This is a genomic window from Caballeronia sp. dw_276 (assembly GCF_018449635.1).
Classification (GTDB): domain Bacteria; phylum Pseudomonadota; class Gammaproteobacteria; order Burkholderiales; family Burkholderiaceae; genus Caballeronia.
Genome location: NZ_JAAVUV010000012.1, coordinates 53936 through 73336, shown reverse-complemented (window position 1 = coordinate 73336; position 19401 = coordinate 53936). Strand labels below are relative to the sequence as shown.

Below are 19401 nucleotides of genomic sequence, written 5' to 3'. Positions count from 1 at the left end.
GCGTGGTTACTTATAGTGAGGGCTGGATGGCACGGCTGAGCCAGCGTCCGCAGGTCCTGACGCGACGGACGCGGCCACGGGTGCAACGGCTTTTTCAAGGCTATAGCCTAACCCGCGAACGGTTATGATCCGCGCCCCGCCGGGCTCGATTTTTTTTCTTAGCCGATGGACATAGACTTCGATCGCATTATTGCTGACTTCCTCGCCCCATTCGCAAAGGTGGTTGACGAGCTGTTCCTTCGATACCAGCCGACCAACCCGCTGCAGCAGGACTTCGAGCACGCCGAGTTCGCGCGCCGACAACTCTATGACCTGGTCGTTGATGAATGCAATGCGCCCGACCTGGTCGAACGCGAGCGCGCCGTGTTTGACAACCGTTGGGCCGCCTCCCGCGCCGCGGCGGGTGAGGGCGCGCACGCGGGCTTCGAGTTCGTTGAGCGCGAACGGCTTGGCCATGTAGTCGTCGGCGCCGAGGTCGAGGCCCTTGACGCGTTCGTCGACGCTGTCGGCGGCAGTCAGGATCAGCACGGGCATCTGCGAATTGCGGGCACGCAGACGCCGCAGGACTTCGAGCCCGGACATCATCGGCAGGCCCAGATCGAGGATCAGGAGGTCGAAAGTTTGTAGTGAAAGTGCAGTGTCCGCTTCCACGCCGTGCTTGACGTGATCCACTGCATACCCCGATTGGCGGAGTGATCGAACCAGACCGTCCGCGAGTATGCTGTCGTCTTCGGCAATGAGTATTCGCATCGTAGTGTGCGCAAAAGGCATTGCCGGCACCGCAATTCGCCCGGCGCGGCGGTCTCCAGGTGTTGTGGTGCGCTTGCATGGACGGCGTGGCGTTGAAACTACGCGCGCCGATCCCACTTGCAAAAACACCTGTTTTTTTATACAGTGTCTGAAGCAGTGCACCCAGTGGAGCAAAAGTCCGCGGGCATGCGCCAGATGCCGTTCATCATAGCAAAGGACGATTCATGGAAGATAGCAAGAAAGGCCCGGGCGGGATGTCTGCGGAAAAGAGCAAGGCGCTGGCCGCCGCGCTGTCGCAGATCGAAAAGCAATTCGGCAAGGGGTCGATCATGCGACTCGGCGCCGGCGAAGTCATTGAAGACATCCAGGTGGTGTCTACTGGTTCGCTCGGACTGGATATTGCACTGGGCGTTGGCGGCTTGCCGCGCGGACGCGTTGTTGAAGTCTACGGTCCGGAATCATCGGGCAAGACCACGCTGACGCTGCAAGTCATTGCTGAAATGCAAAAGCTGGGCGGCACGGCAGCGTTTATTGACGCGGAACACGCGCTCGACATTGGTTACGCGCAAAAGCTCGGCGTGAATCCGTCGGACTTGCTGATCTCGCAGCCGGATACGGGCGAACAGGCGCTGGAAATCGCGGATGCGCTGGTGCGCTCGGGTTCCATCGACATGATCGTGATCGACTCCGTCGCGGCGCTCGTGCCGAAGGCGGAAATCGAAGGCGAAATGGGCGATTCGTTGCCTGGTTTGCAAGCACGTTTGATGTCGCAGGCGCTGCGCAAGCTGACCGGCACGATCAAGCGTACGAACTGCTTGGTGATCTTCATCAACCAGATCCGCATGAAGATTGGCGTGATGTTCGGCAATCCGGAAACCACCACGGGTGGTAATGCGCTGAAGTTCTACGCTTCGGTGCGTCTGGATATTCGCCGTATCGGTTCGATCAAGAAGAACGACGAAGTGATCGGCAATGAAACGCGCGTGAAGGTGGTGAAGAACAAGGTTGCGCCGCCGTTCCGCGAAGCCATTTTCGACATTCTCTACGGCGAAGGCATCTCGCGTCAGGGCGAAATCATCGACTTGGGCGTGCAAGCCAAGCTGGTGGACAAAGCGGGCGCCTGGTACAGCTACAACGGCGAACGGATTGGTCAGGGCAAGGACAACGCACGGGAATTCCTGCGTGAGAATCCGGAAATGGCACGTGAGATCGAAAACAAGATCCGCGAGTCGCTGGGCGTCAATGCAATGGCCGAGTCATTGCCAGGCGTTGCCGAAGTGGCTGACGAAGAATGAGTGGTAGGCGGTAAAGAAGATGCTGCGCAAGAACCGGTTCGGATCAAAAGCCGGTCGCGACGCAAGTCGTGACTCGGAGCAAGACGCGAAGGACGATCCGGACGGTTCGAATTCTTCAAGCGATGACGCCGAAGGCGCCGGCGCTGAGGAGGTAGTCGATCGCTACGAACGAAGCAGCGATCGATACCGTGCAGCATCAAGCGAACGCGCTGGTGCGGAGGGATCTGCGCCGGCGCGTCGTTCGTTTGGGAATAGCTTTAGCAAGAGTAGTGGCGCTGCCGGCGATAAAACCAGCAGCGGATTCAAAGGCAGCAGCTTTTCGAGCAGCAAAGGCAGCGGCAGTAGTTTTGGCAGGAAAAGCAGCTTCGGCAAAAGCGGAAGTGGTTCGAGCCTTTCGACCGGAACGTCGAAAGCGGAGGCCATCGCGGCGAGCGCTGATGTCGATAAAAACGCCTTGCCTGAGGAAGCCGAGCCAGTCTACGAACGGTCGAGCGACCGCGCATTTCCGAAGAAACGCAGTTCTTTCGGCGGCGGAGGATTAGGGCGGTCTTCTGCCAAGGCATCGACTGCTGAGCCGGACGACGTCTACGAACGCTCCAGCGATAAGAAATTCGGACGCGGCAGTTCAAGCGGACGCAAATCCTCGTTCGGGGGAAAGGCGGCTGCAAAACCGGCAGACGGCGAAGACGTTTTCGAACGATCGACCGAACGCGCAACGGGTCGCAGAAGCGCGTTCGCCAAGAAGCCGACCGAGGACAAATTGGCCACCGGCTCCCCGGGTCTGGCCAAGCAGCAAACAGACGCAAACGCGGCAGACTTAAGCGATCGATTGAAGCTCGCGCGCGCCCTGCTTGAGCAAGCGATTGTTCAAACGCAAGCAGCGTCCGCAAAAACCGCTGCTACAGGTTCCAATTCTGCAGCCATTGCGGGAGAGTTCGAGCCAGCCGATCCCTACGAGCCGTTCGAACAATGCGTTCCTGCAACCAGCAACACACCAACCGCGCAAAACCAAAGCACAGAAAACGAATCCGTCTACTCCCGCGGAACAACGGGCCGGGGCAAACCCCCGACAGCGAGCGAATCCAAAAGCAAGCGCCCGCAACTCTCCCTACGAGGCCGGGCGCTTGGCTATCTATCCCGCCGCGAGCACAGCCGTGCGGAGCTGTCGCGCAAACTCACGCCGCACCTCACGGAAACCGATTCGCTCGAAACACTACTCGATGCCCTCGAACGCGAAGGCTGGTTATCGAACGAGCGTTTCGTCGACAGCGTGGTTCACCGACGTGGCGCCAAGCTAGGCACCAGCCGGATCGTGAATGAGTTGAAGCGCAATGGCATCGACGAAACGCTGATCCACGACGCAAACGCCGCGCTGAAGGACACGGAGCTCGCACGCGCCCGCGACGTCTGGAGCAAAAAATACGGCGAGTTGCCAATCACCCCCGCCGACCGAGCCAAACAGGCTCGTTTCCTCGCCACGCGCGGTTTCACCAGCGGTGTGATCGTGAAAGTCCTGAAGGCCAGCGACGACGATTTCAACATCGAATAACGTCCGAAAGCGGCAAAACCAGCACAAACCGGCCCTAAATCAGCAGTAATCGGCCTTCCGGCAACTCGGCCCGGCTCAAAATGCCCAGTATGGTAAAATCCGTATGTTTTCCCATTCCGGCCTTTCTCTGCACATGCCGCTTTCTCTGCCCGTTTCCCGTCAGTTGCGCCATCGCCGCGCGATTCGAATGGAAGCGTTTGAGCGTGATGATGGCTTGTGGGATATAGAGGCCTGCCTAACTGATGAAAAGCCGCGCGACGTCAAACTCGCGACGGGCGTCCGGCCTCAAGGCCTGCCGATCCATGAACTCTGGCTGCGCATCACTATCGACCGCACGTTCGCTATCGTCGGAGCCGAAGCCGCTTCCGATTGGGCGCCGTATGGCCAGTTGTGTTCAGCATCGAACCCGGCATATCGCGCGCTCATCGGTCTCAATCTCGTACAAAATTTCCGCCGCGAATCCAGCCGTTTGCTGGCCGGAACGACCGGTTGCACGCATCTCACCGAACTCTGCGCCGTATTGCCCACCGCCGCGATCCAGGCTTTCGCCGGCGAAGTGTGGAACACCGAAAAAGGCGGCGCGCCCGGAGAGTCACCGGACAATACAGCTGCAACCAACCAGGCAATCCAAACAGACAAACCCCCTTTCCAGCTCGGCCGTTGCAACGCATTGCGTTTCGATGGCGAGGCTGTCCGGCAACACTATCCACGCTGGTTCGGCCACGCGCCCAGAAGCGCCGGCGAACGTGTCGTGGAAAATGCCAGCCCGAAGGACAGTGGACAAGACCGGGAGTGCACTTGAGCCAGCTCAGCGAGTCCAGCATGAGCAGGTTCACCAGAACTGGCCGACCACGAAATACCAGCAAGATCAGCAGAATCAGCATGTCTTCGGCGACGTTTGTCACCGCCGCCGGATACATTGCTCGGCGTAAATCTTCGTATTCAACCATTCGAAGTTCAATCCAACTCTCAGACTGAAGGAATCACGCATGAAGATTCACGAGTACCAGGGAAAGGAAATCCTGCGGAAGTTCGGCGTCGCGGTCCCGCGCGGCAAGCCCGTGTTCTCGGTGGACGATGCGGTCAAGGCCGCTGAACAGCTGGGCGGCCCGGTATGGGTCGTCAAGGCTCAGATTCACGCTGGCGGTCGCGGTAAGGGCGGCGGCGTGAAGGTTGCAAAGACGCTGGACCAGGTTCGCGAATATTCGAACCAGATCCTCGGCATGCAACTCGTCACGCACCAGACCGGCCCTGAAGGCCAAAAGGTAAACCGCCTGCTGATCGAAGAAGGCGCGGACATCAAGAAGGAACTGTACGTGGGCCTCGTGCTCGACCGCATCACGCAAAAAGTCGTGGTGATGGCTTCGAGCGAAGGCGGCATGGACATCGAAGAAGTCGCGGAAAAGACGCCGGAACTGCTGCACAAGTTCGCCGTCGAGCCGTCGACGGGTCTGCAGGACAAGGACGCCGACGACCTCTCGCGCAAGATCGGCATCCCCGATGCATCGATTCCGCAAGCACGCGCCATCCTGCAAGGCCTGTACAAGGCATTCTGGGAAACGGACGCATCGCTGGCTGAAATCAACCCGCTGATCGTCACGGGCGACGGCAAGGTGATCGCACTCGACGCCAAGTTCAACTTCGACGCCAACGCGCTGTTCCGTCACCCGGACATCGTGGCGTATCGCGATATCGACGAAGAAGATCCGGCTGAAGTGGAAGCATCGAAGTTCGATCTGGCCTACATCTCGCTCGATGGCAACATCGGCTGCCTGGTGAACGGCGCGGGTCTGGCAATGGCGACCATGGACACGATCAAGCTGTTCGGCGGCGAGCCGGCCAACTTCCTCGACGTGGGCGGCGGCGCTACGACCGAAAAGGTCACGGAAGCCTTCAAGATCATGTTGAAGAATCCGGGCCTGAAGGCGATCCTCGTGAACATTTTCGGCGGCATCATGCGCTGCGACGTGATCGCGGAAGGGGTGATCGCGGCGTCGAAGGCTGTGTCGCTGAAGGTTCCTCTGGTCGTGCGCATGAAGGGCACGAACGAAGATCTCGGCAAGAAGATGCTGGCGGATTCGGGCTTGCCGATCATCGCGGCCGACAGCATGGAAGAAGCTGCGCAGAAGGTCGTCGCGGCAGCCGAGGGCAAGTAAGCGTCAGTTGATTCCGGCAATTACGAGCGTTCCACCAGACACGAAAGGCGGCGCTTTTTCGCCTCGCCGCGCCTTGAAACAAGGTGCGCAGGTGAAAAGCGGCGTCGACGAACAGAGGTCACACTATGTCGATTCTGATCAACAAAGACACCAAGGTTATTACCCAGGGCATCACCGGTAAGACTGGCCAGTTCCACACCCGCGCTTGCCGCGAGTATGCGAACGGCCGTGAGGCGTACGTTGCGGGCGTGAACCCCAAGCGCGCCGGCGAAGACTTCGAAGGCATCCCAATCTACGCAAGCGTCGCGGAAGCAAAGGCTGAAACGGGTGCAACCGTTTCGGTGATCTACGTGCCGCCGGCAGGCGCCGCTGCTGCAATCTGGGAAGCGGTCGAAGCCGATCTGGATCTCGCCATCTGCATCACGGAAGGCATTCCCGTGCGCGACATGCTCGAGATCAAGGACCGTATGCGTCGCGAAAATCGCAAGACGCTGTTGCTCGGACCGAACTGCCCGGGCACGATCACGCCGGACGAACTGAAGATCGGCATCATGCCGGGTCATATTCACCGCAAGGGCCGTATCGGCGTGGTGTCACGTTCGGGCACGCTCACGTACGAAGCGGTGGGCCAGTTGACGGCTATTGGCCTTGGCCAGTCGTCGGCGGTTGGTATTGGCGGCGACCCGATCAACGGTCTGAAGCACATCGACGTCATGAAGATGTTCAACGACGATCCCGACACGGACGCCGTGATCATGATTGGCGAGATCGGCGGCCCGGACGAAGCGAACGCGGCTTACTGGATCAAGGACAACATGAAGAAGCCGGTGGTTGGCTTCATCGCGGGCGTCACGGCTCCGGCCGGCAAGCGCATGGGTCACGCAGGCGCGCTGATTTCGGGCGGTGCGGATACGGCCGATGCCAAGCTGGAAATCATGGAAGCATGCGGTATCACCGTCACGAAGAACCCGTCGGAAATGGCGCGTTTGTTAAAGGCGATGCTGTAACAAAGGCTTCATCGACAGAAAACGCAACGTTTTGATATGCTTATGTAAGCCTTGCGTAACGCGTCGGTACTAAAAGCGGGGGAGCTGATGCTTCCCCGCTTTTTTATTGTGCGTGCTTCCTGTCGTCGTTCACCGGTTTTTCCATGCTCGAATTCTTCGCCACGCTCCATTGGGGCGCTGTTCTACAGATCATCGTCATCGATATTTTGCTCGGTGGCGATAACGCGGTCGTCATCGCGCTGGCCGTGCGCAATCTGCCCGACCAACAGCGTACGCGCGGCGTGCTGCTCGGCATGCTCGGGGCGATCATCCTCCGAGTCGTGCTGATCGCGTTCGCGGTGGTGCTGCTCGATATTCCATTCCTCAAGTTCGTCGGCGGCCTTTTGCTGTTGTGGATCGGCGTGAAACTCATGATGCCGGATCACAGCGATCCGAACGTGAAACCCGCCGATCAGCTCTGGGCCGCGATCAAGACCATCATCGTCGCCGATGCCGTCATGAGCCTCGACAACGTGATCGCGGTGGCGGGCGCGGCAGAGGCCGCCGATCCACAGCATCGGCTGGCCTTGGTGATCTTCGGTTTGCTTGTCAGCATTCCGTTGATCGTGTGGGGCAGCACGCTGGTGCTCAAGCTGATCGATAAATTCCCGATCGTCATCGCGCTTGGCGCCGGACTGCTCGGGTGGATTGCGGGCGGGTTGATCATTGGTGATCCGTTTATCGATCGCTGGCCGGCGCTGAATGTGCCGAGCGCCGAATACGCCGCGCATATCGCGGGCGCGGTACTGGTGCTGGCGGTTGGCTGGTTTTTCCGCAAGCGCGTGCAGGCCGCGGAGTCGAACGCCGCGCACTGATTTTGTGGGCAAGCGTTAGCCATTTGGCTGACTGCCGGAGCCTCGCCGGGCTCAATAAGATCGAAGCGTCTGAGTTGCATCACGCAACCAGGCGCTTCGTCTTTTTGGGAGTTCAGCGATGACAGTAGCGGTGTGCGGGTTCAAAAGCATCAAGGAAGGCAAGTCGTGGTTTCGACGAGCGTTGGCGCGTGGCAAGAAAAAGCGCTCAAGGCTGGGTTTTACGTTGATCGAGTTGATGATCGTGCTGGCAATTGTGGGCGTGGTCGCGGCGTATGCGATTCCTGCGTATCAGGACTATCTTGCGCGTAGCCGGGTGGGAGAGGGCTTGTCGCTGGCGTCGTCGGCGCGGTTGGCCGTGGCCGAAAACGCCGCAAGCGGATCGGATCTGGGTGGCGGATATTCCGCGCCGCCGGGAACGCGCAACGTGGAGTCGATACACGTCGATGACGACAACGGCCAGATCACCATCGCGTATTCCACGCGCGTGGCGCCCGCGGGCGAGAACACCATCGTGCTCGTACCATCCACCCCTGACAACGCCGATGCACCAACGGCGCGAACCGTGCTGACGAAGGGCTCGGTTCAGGCTGGATCGATTACGTGGGAATGTTTTGCGGCGACCAAATCGGCGTCATCGCTGCCGGCGCCGGGTGCAGGTCCGCTGCCGTCTGAAGCACCGACGTTGCCGCCGAATCTTGCACCGCCCGAGTGCCGCGCATAAGTTGGCCGCCCCGGTTTGATTACGCTTGAAAGGCTGACCGCAAGCAAACGTAATCGCTGCAGTGACGTACTGGCGAGCGCGCGGAGTGCGGTCAGCCTTTTTGTTTTGCCGAAAGCGCCACGGATTTCTAACGATTAGCGGCGATTTCGGCGCATTTCATGCATGGTGCCGCACAGCATGAGTAATTTTTTGTATAGTGCGCCGGTTGCCGACGTTCCCGACCCCTCATGCCTTCAAACATCGCGCGCTACCTTACTCTTGCCGTCCTCTGTCTGGCGCTGACGATTCCGTACGCGGTCGTCAACCATACGTACCCCATTCCAACGTTCTACGCTGAATACAGCGCGCTTGGGCTGTTCCTCGCGCTCGGTGCCGCCATGGCGCTGATCGTGCGTTTGTCGGAGCCACGTGTGGCGTTCGCGACGCCGCTCATCGCGTTGATGCCGCTCGTGCTCGGGCTGTTGCTCGTGGTGCAGACGGTTGTGCTGCCGGTCGCGCAGCCCTCGATGAACTGGCTGGGCGGCGGATATTTGCTGGCATCGTTTATTGCTGTGCATACCGGGTATGGATTCGTGCGCGCAGGAATGGCCGAGAGGGCGTTGCGCTGGGGAGCGGCGGCGTTGATCGTGGGCGGCCTGTTCGCGGTGTTTTGCCAGGTCGCACAACTCTTTCACATGGAATCGAAGTTCTCGCCGTTTGTGGTGGCGTACAACGTGACCGTCGAGCGCCGGCCGTTCGGCAACATGGCGCAGGCGAATCACCTTGCGACCTACATTGCGTTCGCGACGGCGGGCGCGCTTTATCTGGTGCAGACGCGCCGGTTGCCGGTGATCGCGTGGTTCGTACTTTCAGCGATATTTTCTGCGGGGCTTGCGCTCACCGTATCGCGTGGACCGTGGTTGCAGATGGGCGTGATCGTGGTCGCCGGATTGTGGATGGCGCTGATCCAGGGCCGCGCGACCGCGGCGAGTGATCCCGATGCGCCCGCGAGCGATGGCGCTCGAAGCAAGGCGCGCGCGTGGCTGATTCCCGTCGTGCTGCTCGTACTGTTCTTTGCGGTGAACGCCGCGATTCGATGGGCGAACGTGCGGTATCAGCTTGAGCTGGGCCAGTCGGCGGCGGAGCGTATGCAGGACGCGAACCAGATTGCACCGCGCCTCGCGCTGTGGAAATACGGCTGGACCATGTTCCTGACGCATCCGCTACTCGGCGTGGGTTGGGGCGAATTTCCGCTGCATCAGTTCGAGTTCGTGCGTGAACTCGGCGGCGTGGAGATCGCGAATAACTCGCACGATATCTTCATCGATTTGCTCGCGAAAACCGGCTTGCTCGGCTTGGCGATCGTGTTGTTCGGCGTGATCGGCTGGCTCGTGCGCGTACTTCGTTCGCCGCATACGCCCGCGCGGATTTTCGCGCTCGCGTTGCTGGGCGTTTTGACGATGCACGCGGTTGTCGAGTATCCGCAGCAGTACATGTTTTATCTGATGCCCGCGATGCTGATTTTCGGCTTGCTGGAAACGCGGTCTTTGCGATTGGTGTCACGCTCGTTTTCTTATGGGCTTTACGCGGTGCTGGTGGTGCTCGGGCTGCTTTCGCTTTATCCAGTCCTGCGCGATTACAACCGTGCGGAAGTGCTTTATTACGGCGCTCGCCCTGCTGAACAATATGCGGCGGATCCATCGTTCCTGTTTCGCGCCTGGGGCGAATATGGCGCGGCGACGCTGTTGCCCATGAACGGCCAGGATCTTGCCAGCAAGCTCGATATGCATCGTCAAGCGATCGCATTGTTGCCGGGCGAAACCGTGTTGCGCCGATACGTGGTGCTGCAGGCGCTCGCCGGCCAGAATCAGGACGCGCTCGATACCATGGCGCGGCTGAAGATTTTTGCAACCGAGTTGCATGACTGGCCGACGCAACTGGCGTCAGTGCTCAAATCCGTCGATGAGCAAGGCAAGCCACTTGCGGCGTTCAAGGCGGAACTGGTCAAGTTGTATGGTCAGCCGGCGGCGCCGTCGGATACCGATGACAGCGATGATGATGGGGATGATTGAATTCCCTCACGCATAGAAAGCGAAGGCCGTTCCAGCGCAAGCTGGAACGGCCTTAGTCTTTTGCAACGTGTTGATCGAGGGTGTCAGCTACCCGCCACCCAATCCCCCGATTTCCCCCCGTGTTTCTCCATGACGCGAACATCGGTGATCGTCATCCCGCGATCCACAGCCTTGCACATGTCATAAACCGTCAACAAGGCGACCTGCACTGCAGTCAGCGCTTCCATCTCCACGCCGGTCCTTCCCACCGTCTCCACGCGCACCTCACAATGCACGCCGGGCAGTTTTTCATCGATGGAAAAATCCACCGCCACGCGCGTCAGCGCCAGCGGATGGCATAGCGGGATCAGGTCCGACGTGCGCTTCGCGCCCTGAATCGCCGCGATCCGCGCGACGCCCAGCACGTCGCCTTTCTTGGCCTTGCCGTCGCGAATCAGCGCGAGCGTGGCGGGCAGCATCGCGATGGAACCGCGTGCAACGGCGATCCGTCGGGTTTCGCTTTTGTCGCCGACATCGACCATGTGGGCTTCGCCAGAAGCATCGAAATGTGTAAGTCCGGACATGAAATCTCCTTGCATCGGGCGCTCATCATACCAGCGGCGTACGACGAGCCAAGCGGGTGGTCCGCGCGCGCTTACGCTGCTACGATAAGCCTTTCCAGCCGATCGTGACCGCCGCCCGGCCGATCGTATAGCGAAATTTGCCATGCGTTCAAACCGCCTGATCGCCGCCGTGTTGTGCCTGGCCGTGGGCCTGCCTCCCGGCGCGTTCGCGCAAACGGCAACGCAAACGACGGTACAAACGGCACCGGCATCCGGCGACTCGCTGACCACGCCGAGCGCGACCATCGACGCCAACGTCTTCGGTCTCTACGGCGGCGCGGCCGCGCGCTTTGCCAATCGTCCGGGAGAAAGAGCGGGCCTCCAGGCATCGATGAACGCGCTCCAGCTCCCCGATCTCGGCGATGGTTCCGGCGGCGCACTCACTCCGCAAGCCGAGCGCCGTCTTGGCGAGCGCCTGATGCGCGACTTGCGCCGCGACCCCGATTACCTTGACGACTGGCTCATCCGCGATTACCTCAATTCCATTGCGGCGCGTTTGTCGGCGGCTGCAGCGATGCAGTACATCGGCGGATATTTGCCGGACTTCGAGCTTTTTCCCGTGCGCGATCCACAGATCAACGCGTTCTCCATGCCCGGTGGATTTATCGGCGTGAATACGGGATTGATCGCGACGAGCCAGACGGAATCGGAATTGGCATCGGTGGTCGGGCACGAGATGGGGCACGTGCTGCAACGGCACATCGCGCGGATGATGGGTTCCAGCGAACGCAGCGGCTACGCGGCGCTCGCGGCCATGCTCTTTGGTGTGCTCGCCGGCGTGGTGGCGCGCAGCGGCGATCTCGGCATGGGCATCGCGATGGGCGGGCAAGCGTTCGCGCTCGACAACCAGCTGCGCTTTTCCCGCTCGGCGGAACACGAGGCGGACCGCGTCGGCTTCCAGATGCTGAGCGCCGCCGGCTACGATCCGTACGCGATGGTCTCGTTCTTCGCGCGCCTCGACCGCACTGCGATGGGCGATAACGGCGTGCCGCCGTATCTGCGCACGCATCCGCTGACGGGCGAGCGCATGGCCGACATGGAGGATCGCGCGCGACGGGTGCCGTATCGTCAGCCGCGGCAGGACCCCGAATACGGTTTCGTGCGGGCACGCGCTCGTGTGCTGCAGATGAATTCGACGAGCGAATATCGCGATGTCGCGAGCCGGCTGCGCGCGGAAATCGAGGATCAGACGGCGCTCAACGTCGCCGCGAACTGGTATGGGATCGCTCTCGCGCAGACCCTCCAGCGCGACTACGATGCGGCGAATAAATCGCTGGCCGAGGCGCGGAAGGTATTCGATGCCGAGCCGGCGCAAGAGGACCGCCCGGTTCCCGCGGAACAGAAGGCGCCGGTCGTTGCAAACAAACCGGTCGCGCCAAGCTTGTCAATCGATGTCGCCTCTCCCGCGAGCGCCGCGCTGGCATCGCTGAATGCTGTGCAAGCACCGAACGCGGTGGTGAATCTCGGCACCATCGCCGCGAAGCGTCCGCAATCGCGCAGCTCGCCGAGCCTCGATGTCCTCGCCGCAGACATCGCGCGTCTCGCCGGTCACGACAACGAAGCCATCCATCTCGCCGATACCGCCCAGGCGCGTTGGCCGGCATCGCACGCGGCTATCGAAACGCATTTGCAGGCGTTGTTGTCGGCGCGGCGTTTCACGGAAGCGCAGGCGCTCGCCCGCCGCGAGACGCGCGACGATCCCAACCAGCCCGACTGGTGGCGCTATCTGGCCCAGGCGAGCGCAGGCGCGAACGACGCGATGGCGCAGCATCGTGCGATGGCGGAGAAGCTGGCGCTCGATGGCGCGTGGCCATCGGCGATCCGGCAATTGCAGGCCGCACGCGACCTGAAAAGCGCGGGCTTCTATGATTTATCGACGATATCCGCGCGTTTGCGCGACTTCGAGACGCGCTACAAGGAAGAGCGCGAGATGGAGAAAGACGACAGTTAGACCGATGCCGCCTTGGCGGCCGGGCTCGTGACGAAGCCAAAGCGTTCGGCCACGTCGTCGCGCGCGATCCGCTGCAACTTCAAATCCACGCCCGGAGCAAAATGAAAAACCCCGCCATCATCGTCCAGTTCCGCATTCGATGAAAACAGGTCGAGGTCGTGATCGTGCAAGGCGGCGATTCGCGCAGCGTCCGAGAAAAGCACGTTCCCCTGATCATCGAGCCATGCTTCGGATGGCTTGAACGCACCGCCGGCATGATCGGTCAGCCTGAGCGTGCCATCGGTTTCGGCCAATCGCACGATCCACGGCGTGTACCCCAACTCCACATACACGCGCTGCGGTCCGTTCTGGAAGAACCACTGGCCGGTTTCATCGGCGGCGTAATTGCGGTTGATGAAACCCAGAAGCGCGTCGTGGCGGATGATATCGCCAGGCAAACCAGCGGCTTGCGTGGCGTCGTCGCGCATGCGCCACTGGCCACGACGATCGAGCAGCAGCCAGCCGGTGCAATGCGGAACGTTCGGCCATTTGGCCAGCGCCTGCTTGACGATCTCATCCATGCGTGGAATCCGTAGTGTGTGCGGCGTGCTGCACGTGCATTTGCAAGTAACCAAAAACCCGCTGCGACAACCAGTCGATACGACCCGGAAACGGCCCGGTCATGAAGCCGACGTGGCCGCCGTGCATCGGTTGGTCGAGCGTAACAGCGGCAGACACTTCCGTCGCCGATGGCAGCACGCGCCCGGGCAGAAACGGGTCGTTGCGGGCGTTCAGCACGAGCGTGGGCGCAGCGATGCGCGGCAAGAATGGCCGCGTGGTGGCGCGGGTCCAGTAGTCGTCGGTATCGCGGAAACCGTGCACGGGCGCGGTCACAGCGTTATCGAAGGCGTGCATGGTGCGAGCGGCGAGCATGGCGTCACGGTCGAAAAGTCCCGGATATTGATCGAGTTTCGCGAGCGCCTTGCGCTTGAGCGTCTTCAGGAAACTGCGTGTATAGACCATGCCGAATCCCTGCGAGATCGCATGGCCGCCGGCGTGGACATCGAGCGGTGCGGAGATCGCGGCGGCCGCGTCAAGAATGGCGGTCGCGTCCTGTTCCTGTTCGCAGAGCCATCGCAACAACACGTTGCCTCCCAGCGATACCCCCGCCGCGACCACCGGCCCGTTGTGCTGCGCCTTCAGGCGACGCAAAACCCAGTCGACTTCGGCGCTGTCGGCGAGGTGGTAGAAGCGCGGCAGGAGGTTTATCGAACCACTGCAACTGCGAAAGTGCGGCACGACGCCATGCCAGCCGCGCGCCTTCGCTTCGGCCATCAGCACGCGTGCGTAATGGGAATCGGAACTGCCTTCGAGGCCGTGGAAAAGGACGAAAAGCGGGGCTTTGACCCGTGATTGCGTGTCGTCGGTGGCGTTGTCGAGCCAGTCGAGATCGATGAAATCTCCATCCGGCGTGGTCCACCGTTCTCTTTTGTACTCGACCATCGGCCGACGCGCGAACAAAGCAGGGACGATGGTCTGGGCGTGCGCCGTGGGCAGCCATCGCGGCGCTTGATAGAGGAGGTCAACGAGCGGATCGACGATAGCGTCGAGGGTAGAAGAGGGCGCGTCATTCTCCTGCGCCGTCGCGCGTGCCGGGCCGGGAGCAATGAGGTGAGATGAATCGCGTTTCATGGCGCGCTATCAAAACGAGGTGCGGGCGAGTCCACTGATACTTCGGGCAGCAATCCCCAAGCGACTGATACGAGCGCACCGCGCCCGCAAATCCGCTTCAATGCAGCGGACCCTGCCCATGACGCATTTTGGCAGCAACCTGACCGGCGGCTTCGTCTGGCATCGCACTAGCGTGGATATGCGCTATGCGCCATTCCCCACGTTCGTGGACCATCACATAGGTGCTGAAAACCATGTCGGGCGTGCTGCCGGGTTCGGCCGACTGATGCGCTTCGGCGATTGCGTAGACGACGGTGCCAAGACTGTCGTACACGCGGATATCGAGCGGCTCGACCGTGATCGGCTGATTTTCGAGTTGTGTGGCGAGACCTGCACGAATGCTGTCCAGCCCGCTTAGGTGCGAGCCGTCCGCACAAATGAAGGTGGCGAATTCCTCGTCGATCCAGAGCGCCATCACGCTGTCGATATTGCCCTCCGCGACGGCCTGGTAATAGGCGTTGAGAGTATCGGCGGCGGCTTCGAATAGGCGGGCAAAACGTGGCATGGCTTGTGGGTCTCTAACGTTCGATGCACGGCGTCCAGTGCTTTACGGACAAAAAACGCCACGGTTCGGTCAAGTTTCAAAAGCATGCCCCCCCCGCTCGGGTGGCATTGGCATGTCGCATGCAGCGACTTTGACGGAGTTATGTGAATTGGGCTTTAAGGTCCGCTTCACGTTGCGTCAACTAAGTTGCGTCAACTCCGTTGCGTCAACTAAGTTGCGTCAACTCCGTTGCGTCAACTACGTTGCGTCATCAACATGCCACGCAGATCGCCGAAAACCTGATCCGCGCCGAGTTCGCGCAGGCAGTTCAGGTGACCCAGCGGACACTCGCGGGCAAAGCACGGACTGCATTCGAGGTGCAGCCATTGTACCTTTGCGAGATCGGAGAGGGGCGGCGTGTGGCGCGGGTCGGTCGAGCCGAACACCGCGACCAGCGGGCGGCGCAGGGCGGCAGCCACATGCATCAGGCCGGAATCGTTCGTGACCACGGCGCTCGCACGCGAGATCAGCGCGCACGCTTCGCCAAGCGAGGTCTGGCCGCACAAATTGCGCACGTTCGGCGCGCGGTCGGCGATTGCCTGCGCGAGCGGCGCGTCTTTCGGCGAGCCGAGCGCGACGATCCGGGCATACGGGAACGACTGCGCGATGAACTGCGCCAGCGACGCAAAATGCTCCGGCGGCCAGCGTTTGGCCGGACCGAACTCGGCGCCGGGGCAAAACACGACGAGCGGCGCACGCGTATCAAGGTTGAAGCGCGTGGACACGCGCGCGGCTTCGTTCAGGTCGAGATCGAGGCGCGGCACGGGCATGGGAACCGTGGCGTTTTCCTGCAGCCACGGCAGCCTGGCGCCTGGCGCGTAGGCAAGGGCGGAGTACTGGTTGACCATCGGCGGGCGCTGGTCTTTCGGCGGATTCGCGTGCCGCACGTTGAGCAGGCCGTAGCGGCTTTCGCCTTTATAGCCGATGCGCAGGTTGATCCCCGCCATGAACGGGATCAGCGCCGATTTGAACGAATTCGGCAGCACGTACGCGGCGTCGTAGCCCACGTCGCGCAGGTCGCTGGCGAGTTGCCATCGGCGCAGCATTTGCAGCTTGCCGTGCGCGAGATCGGTGGCGTAGACATCGTGGATCTCGGGCATGCGCTCCAGCACCGGCGCGACCCATGCGGGCGCGACGGCATCGATGACAATGCGCGGATGCAATTTCCTGAGCAGCGAAAACAACGGCTGCGCCATCAATGCGTCACCAATCCAGTTCGGGGCGATAACCAACGCGCGACGCATCTATTTAAATTCCAATCTCGAAAATGACGCAGCACACGCCGTCTGGGCGGAACTCGTCGATGTAAATGGGGTAATGGGCGCCCGGCGCGCAACGCGCCGGACGTCGGAGAGGAAAGCACGCGCGCGTGTGCGCCATGCAGCGCATGACCACGGATCGGGTCTGCCCGGGCGCCCGTGTATCCGGCCCGGGCGAGCTACGCGCTCAGTGACCCTTGACCGTTTCGCCGTCTTTCAGCTTGTAGCGCGTGCCGCAGTAGGGGCAGCGCGCTTCGCCGTGCGTGATGTCGAGAAACACGCGCGGGTGCGTGCTCCAGCGCGGCATGTTCGGATTCGGGCAGAACGCCGGCACGTCTTTGGCCGACAACTGCACCAGCGGCATTTCCTTCAGTTCGCTCATGAGGAATCTCGTTCGGGTTCGTTTCTACGTTCTATTCTGGGGACGCGGCGAACCGGCTTTTACGCCGGTCCGACGTGGCATTTACTTGACCGCCGACAGCCAGTCCGCGTATTTCTTGTTCTTGCCGCTCACGATATCGAAGAAAGCGCTTTGCAGCTTTTCCGTGATCGGGCCGCGACGGCCTTCGCCAATAGTCCGGTTGTCCAGCTCGCGGATCGGCGTGACTTCGGCGGCGGTGCCGGTGAAGAACGCTTCGTCGCAGGTGTAGACCTCGTCGCGGGTAATGCGCTTTTCGATCACCGGAATGCCGAAGTCGCGCGCGAGCGTGATGACCGTATCGCGCGTGATGCCGTCGAGGCACGACGCCAGGTCCGGCGTGTACAGCTTGCCGTTGTTCACCAGGAAGAAGTTTTCGCCGGAGCCTTCCGACACGTAGCCGTCCACGTCGAGCAGCAGCGCTTCGTCGTAACCGTCGGTGATGGCTTCCTGGTTTGCCAGGATAGAGTTCACATACCAGCCGGACGCCTTGGCGCGGACCATCGATACATTCACGTGGTGACGCGTAAACGATGACGTCTTCACGCGGATGCCCTTCGCAATGCCGTCGTCGCCGAGATAGGCGCCCCACGGCCATGCGGCGATCGCCACATGAATGGTGTTGCCCTTCGCCGATACCCCCAGCTTCTCCGATCCCACCCAGATGATCGGGCGGATATAGCAGGATTCGAGCTTGTTCACGCCGACCACTTCGAGCTGCGCCGCTTCAAGCGTGGCGTGGTCGAACGGGACTTCCATCTGGAAGATCTTGGCGGAATTGAGCAGGCGCTTGGTGTGATCCTTGAGGCGAAAGATCGACGTGCCGTTACCGGTCTTGTAGGCGCGCACGCCTTCAAAAACGCCCATGCCATAGTGCAGCGTGTGGGTCAGCACATGGATGTTGGCGTCGCGCCAGTCGATCAGCTTGCCATCCATCCAGATCTTGCCGTCGCGGTCGGCCATTGACATACGTTTCTCCTGGCGAAGGTTGTGCTCGTGTTTGAATGGGCCGCCGGCGCAGTTCCACGAATGCACGGAACCCGGTTTTCGATGCAAAACCGGCACGCGGCCGGGCGGCCAAAGACCGTCATTTTAGCGTCTTTTCGATTAAAAAATGGGCGGCGTCGGCCATTTGACGCCTTTCACGACGCTATAATTCGCCTTTCGCCGCTACGCGATGCGCCCAACGCGCGCGCAAATCGCACTCGGCCTTTCCTCCAGGGCGCTGTCCGGCCGCACCGACCCGCACTCATTTCCATGTTCGATCGGCTGTCCGATACCAATCGACGCGCATTCATAGATGGCGTCAAAACGCTCTCTCCGGCCGTTCCGGCCACGTTCTCGTGGGGTCTCGTCACCGGTATCGCGATGGCGAAATCGGTGCTTACCGTGCCGCAAGCGCTTGGCATGTCGCTCGCGGCGTACGCAGGTTCGTCGCAGCTTGCCGTGCTGCCGCTCTTCGCCGCCAAGCTGCCGCTCTGGACCATTCTGCTGACCGCGGCCATGGTCAACCTGCGCTTCGTCATTTTCAGCGCGGGCCTCGCGCCGCATTTCGCGTATCTGCCGCTGCGGCGCCGCCTGGTGCTCGGCTATTTCAACGGCGACATCATCTATTTGATGTTCTCGAAGCGCAATTTCCCCGTCGGCTATCAGCCGGGCAAGGAGGCGTTTTTCTGGGGAATGGCGGCGACGAGCTGGTCGTCGTGGCAGGTTTCATCGATTGCCGGGATTCTGCTCGCGAGCCTTTTCCCCGATAACTGGGGCCTCGAACTCGCCGGGACGCTCGCGCTGATTCCGTTGATCGTGTCCGCGATCGCCACGCGCTCGACGCTCGCGGCCGTTGGCGTGGCCAGCGTGATTGCGTTGATCACGCTGGATTTGCCTTATCGGTTGTCGTTGCCGCTGGCGGTTGTTTCAGCATTGCTGGCCGGAACCTTCGTGGATCTGATGGCAGAGAAGATGGGCGCACGCGCCAAGTCGAAAGCCGCGTCCGCCGCCAGTTCGAAAAATCCCCGGAGCGTCCGATGACCACCGCTCAGGTATGGCTCGCCATTGCGGGCATGGCGCTGATTACAGGCATCACGCGCGCGCTCTTCCTGATTGGCGGCGAACGCATGATCCTGCCCGACCGCGTGCAGCGCGCATTGCGATACGCGCCGGCGGCGGCGCTCGTTGCGGTTGTCGTGCCTGACTTGTTGTCGACGCCGGATGGACTTTCCATCGCGTTCTCGAACCACGCGCTCTATGCGTCGATATGCGGTCTCGCGTGGTTCTTGTGGCGGCGGAGCATGCTTGGGACGATTGTCGTCGGCATGATCGTGTTCACCCTATTGCGGTTGATCGCCTGAAATCGTGTTGCGACGCAACATGAAGCGTCGGGCATTGTGAGCTTTCCCGAATCCTGGGGATTTGCGTTTCCAGCCTTGGCGGGCGGTGGGTATCGGTTAAAATGGCGTTCTTGCTGTCGTATCGAATGAGGTCGAACGTGTATCCGGCAGTCACCGCTCAACAGCTTCACTCGCTTCGTTCTCCGC

19 protein-coding genes are annotated in these 19401 nt (G+C 61.2%); 11 read left to right on the top strand and 8 right to left on the bottom strand.

Translation table 11 applies throughout. The features are described from left to right. Nucleotides 1–6: 6 nt before the first annotated feature. Nucleotides 7–750: a response regulator transcription factor gene (locus HB633_RS23605; protein WP_213780546.1), complete on the bottom strand. Its 744-nt coding sequence runs from the start codon at nt 748–750 to the stop codon at nt 7–9. A 224-nt stretch (nt 751–974) separates the two neighbouring features. Here HB633_RS23605 and recA point away from each other — a divergent pair, with 224 nt between their 5' ends. The 8 genes from recA (at nt 975) to HB633_RS23565 (ending at nt 10383) form a co-directional block, all read left to right on the top strand. After that, entirely contained in the window at nt 975–2045 is a 1071-nt protein-coding gene (gene recA / locus HB633_RS23600) for a recombinase RecA (RefSeq protein ID WP_061998620.1), read from the top strand. A gap of 19 nt (nt 2046–2064) precedes the next feature. After that, nucleotides 2065–3594 carry a recombination regulator RecX gene (recX, locus tag HB633_RS23595; RefSeq protein WP_213780545.1) on the top strand — a complete coding sequence of 510 codons (1530 nt, stop codon included), beginning with the start codon at nt 2065–2067 and terminating at the stop codon, nt 3592–3594. Nucleotides 3595–3727: 133 nt separating this feature from the next. Then, complete coding sequence (locus HB633_RS23590; RefSeq protein ID WP_213780544.1) at nt 3728–4396, top strand: DUF2889 domain-containing protein; 669 nt, start codon at nt 3728–3730, stop codon at nt 4394–4396. 172 nt (nt 4397–4568) lie between these two features. Beyond that, nucleotides 4569–5750, top strand: coding sequence for an ADP-forming succinate--CoA ligase subunit beta (gene sucC, locus HB633_RS23585; protein ID WP_346730357.1), 1182 nt, complete (start codon nt 4569–4571; stop codon nt 5748–5750). Nucleotides 5751–5875: 125 nt separating this feature from the next. Continuing rightward, a complete protein-coding gene (gene sucD / locus HB633_RS23580; protein ID WP_031359567.1) occupies nt 5876–6757 on the top strand; it encodes a succinate--CoA ligase subunit alpha in 882 nt (293 codons plus the stop codon). Between the two features lie 143 nt (nt 6758–6900). Continuing rightward, nucleotides 6901–7611 (top strand): TerC family protein, encoded by a 711-nt coding sequence (locus HB633_RS23575; protein ID WP_213780542.1) that lies wholly within the window; start codon nt 6901–6903, stop codon nt 7609–7611. Nucleotides 7612–7729: 118 nt separating this feature from the next. Continuing rightward, a complete protein-coding gene (locus HB633_RS23570) occupies nt 7730–8332 on the top strand; it encodes a pilin (RefSeq protein ID WP_213780541.1) in 603 nt (200 codons plus the stop codon). A gap of 227 nt (nt 8333–8559) precedes the next feature. Then, the gene (locus HB633_RS23565) at nt 8560–10383 is read left to right on the top strand and encodes a Wzy polymerase domain-containing protein (RefSeq protein ID WP_213780540.1); all 1824 of its coding nucleotides are present in this window, start codon (nt 8560–8562) and stop codon (nt 10381–10383) included. Between the two features lie 83 nt (nt 10384–10466). Here the strand turns inward: HB633_RS23565 and moaC are convergent, their stop codons facing one another. Beyond that, nucleotides 10467–10946, bottom strand: coding sequence for a cyclic pyranopterin monophosphate synthase MoaC (gene moaC / locus HB633_RS23560; RefSeq protein WP_213780539.1), 480 nt, complete (start codon nt 10944–10946; stop codon nt 10467–10469). Nucleotides 10947–11088: 142 nt separating this feature from the next. Between moaC and HB633_RS23555 the strand changes: the two genes are divergently transcribed. Beyond that, on the top strand, nt 11089–12936 hold the full coding sequence (locus HB633_RS23555; protein ID WP_213780538.1) for a M48 family metalloprotease: 1848 nt from the start codon (nt 11089–11091) through the stop codon (nt 12934–12936). On the opposite strand, the gene HB633_RS23550 is transcribed toward HB633_RS23555, so the two are convergent. From HB633_RS23550 to HB633_RS23525, 6 genes are all read right to left on the bottom strand, one after another. Continuing rightward, nucleotides 12933–13496, bottom strand: a complete 564-nt coding sequence (locus tag HB633_RS23550; protein WP_213780537.1) for a DUF2946 family protein — start codon at nt 13494–13496, stop codon at nt 12933–12935. The genes HB633_RS23555 and HB633_RS23550 overlap by 4 nt on opposite strands. Further along, complete coding sequence (locus HB633_RS23545; protein WP_213780536.1) at nt 13489–14607, bottom strand: hydrolase; 1119 nt, start codon at nt 14605–14607, stop codon at nt 13489–13491. Before HB633_RS23545 ends, HB633_RS23550 begins: the two co-directional genes overlap by 8 nt. Before the next feature lie 97 nt (nt 14608–14704). Next, nucleotides 14705–15151: a nuclear transport factor 2 family protein gene (locus HB633_RS23540; RefSeq protein ID WP_213780535.1), complete on the bottom strand. Its 447-nt coding sequence runs from the start codon at nt 15149–15151 to the stop codon at nt 14705–14707. A gap of 233 nt (nt 15152–15384) precedes the next feature. Continuing rightward, nucleotides 15385–16434: a lipopolysaccharide heptosyltransferase II gene (gene waaF / locus HB633_RS23535; RefSeq protein ID WP_213780534.1), complete on the bottom strand. Its 1050-nt coding sequence runs from the start codon at nt 16432–16434 to the stop codon at nt 15385–15387. Nucleotides 16435–16636: 202 nt separating this feature from the next. Further along, a complete protein-coding gene (locus tag HB633_RS23530) occupies nt 16637–16831 on the bottom strand; it encodes a zinc-finger domain-containing protein (RefSeq protein ID WP_213780533.1) in 195 nt (64 codons plus the stop codon). An 81-nt stretch (nt 16832–16912) separates the two neighbouring features. Continuing rightward, nucleotides 16913–17836: a branched-chain amino acid transaminase gene (locus tag HB633_RS23525; RefSeq protein ID WP_213780532.1), complete on the bottom strand. Its 924-nt coding sequence runs from the start codon at nt 17834–17836 to the stop codon at nt 16913–16915. Between the two features lie 288 nt (nt 17837–18124). On the opposite strand from HB633_RS23525, the gene HB633_RS23520 reads away from it, so the two are divergent. Both HB633_RS23520 and HB633_RS23515 read left to right on the top strand, forming a co-directional pair. Next, nucleotides 18125–18895, top strand: a complete 771-nt coding sequence (locus HB633_RS23520) for an AzlC family ABC transporter permease (protein WP_213780531.1) — start codon at nt 18125–18127, stop codon at nt 18893–18895. After that, nucleotides 18892–19215, top strand: coding sequence for an AzlD domain-containing protein (locus HB633_RS23515; RefSeq protein ID WP_213780530.1), 324 nt, complete (start codon nt 18892–18894; stop codon nt 19213–19215). Before HB633_RS23520 ends, HB633_RS23515 begins: the two co-directional genes overlap by 4 nt. Nucleotides 19216–19401: the final 186 nt, after the last annotated feature.

Bases quoted from the DNA above. Each gene is read 5' to 3' on its own strand.
- HB633_RS23605 (WP_213780546.1), bottom strand. From the start codon at position 750: ATGCGAATACTCATTGCCGAAGACGACAGCATACTCGCGGACGGTCTG.
- recA (WP_061998620.1), top strand. From the start codon at position 975: ATGGAAGATAGCAAGAAAGGCCCGGGCGGGATGTCTGCGGAAAAGAGC.
- recX (WP_213780545.1), top strand. From the start codon at position 2,065: ATGCTGCGCAAGAACCGGTTCGGATCAAAAGCCGGTCGCGACGCAAGT.
- HB633_RS23590 (WP_213780544.1), top strand. From the start codon at position 3,728: ATGCCGCTTTCTCTGCCCGTTTCCCGTCAGTTGCGCCATCGCCGCGCG.
- sucD (WP_031359567.1), top strand. From the start codon at position 5,876: ATGTCGATTCTGATCAACAAAGACACCAAGGTTATTACCCAGGGCATC.
- HB633_RS23575 (WP_213780542.1), top strand. From the start codon at position 6,901: ATGCTCGAATTCTTCGCCACGCTCCATTGGGGCGCTGTTCTACAGATC.
- HB633_RS23570 (WP_213780541.1), top strand. From the start codon at position 7,730: ATGACAGTAGCGGTGTGCGGGTTCAAAAGCATCAAGGAAGGCAAGTCG.
- HB633_RS23565 (WP_213780540.1), top strand. From the start codon at position 8,560: ATGCCTTCAAACATCGCGCGCTACCTTACTCTTGCCGTCCTCTGTCTG.
- moaC (WP_213780539.1), bottom strand. From the start codon at position 10,946: ATGTCCGGACTTACACATTTCGATGCTTCTGGCGAAGCCCACATGGTC.
- HB633_RS23555 (WP_213780538.1), top strand. From the start codon at position 11,089: ATGCGTTCAAACCGCCTGATCGCCGCCGTGTTGTGCCTGGCCGTGGGC.
- HB633_RS23550 (WP_213780537.1), bottom strand. From the start codon at position 13,496: ATGGATGAGATCGTCAAGCAGGCGCTGGCCAAATGGCCGAACGTTCCG.
- HB633_RS23545 (WP_213780536.1), bottom strand. From the start codon at position 14,607: ATGAAACGCGATTCATCTCACCTCATTGCTCCCGGCCCGGCACGCGCG.
- HB633_RS23540 (WP_213780535.1), bottom strand. From the start codon at position 15,151: ATGCCACGTTTTGCCCGCCTATTCGAAGCCGCCGCCGATACTCTCAAC.
- waaF (WP_213780534.1), bottom strand. From the start codon at position 16,434: ATGCGTCGCGCGTTGGTTATCGCCCCGAACTGGATTGGTGACGCATTG.
- HB633_RS23530 (WP_213780533.1), bottom strand. From the start codon at position 16,831: ATGAGCGAACTGAAGGAAATGCCGCTGGTGCAGTTGTCGGCCAAAGAC.
- HB633_RS23525 (WP_213780532.1), bottom strand. From the start codon at position 17,836: ATGTCAATGGCCGACCGCGACGGCAAGATCTGGATGGATGGCAAGCTG.
- HB633_RS23520 (WP_213780531.1), top strand. From the start codon at position 18,125: ATGTTCGATCGGCTGTCCGATACCAATCGACGCGCATTCATAGATGGC.
- HB633_RS23515 (WP_213780530.1), top strand. From the start codon at position 18,892: ATGACCACCGCTCAGGTATGGCTCGCCATTGCGGGCATGGCGCTGATT.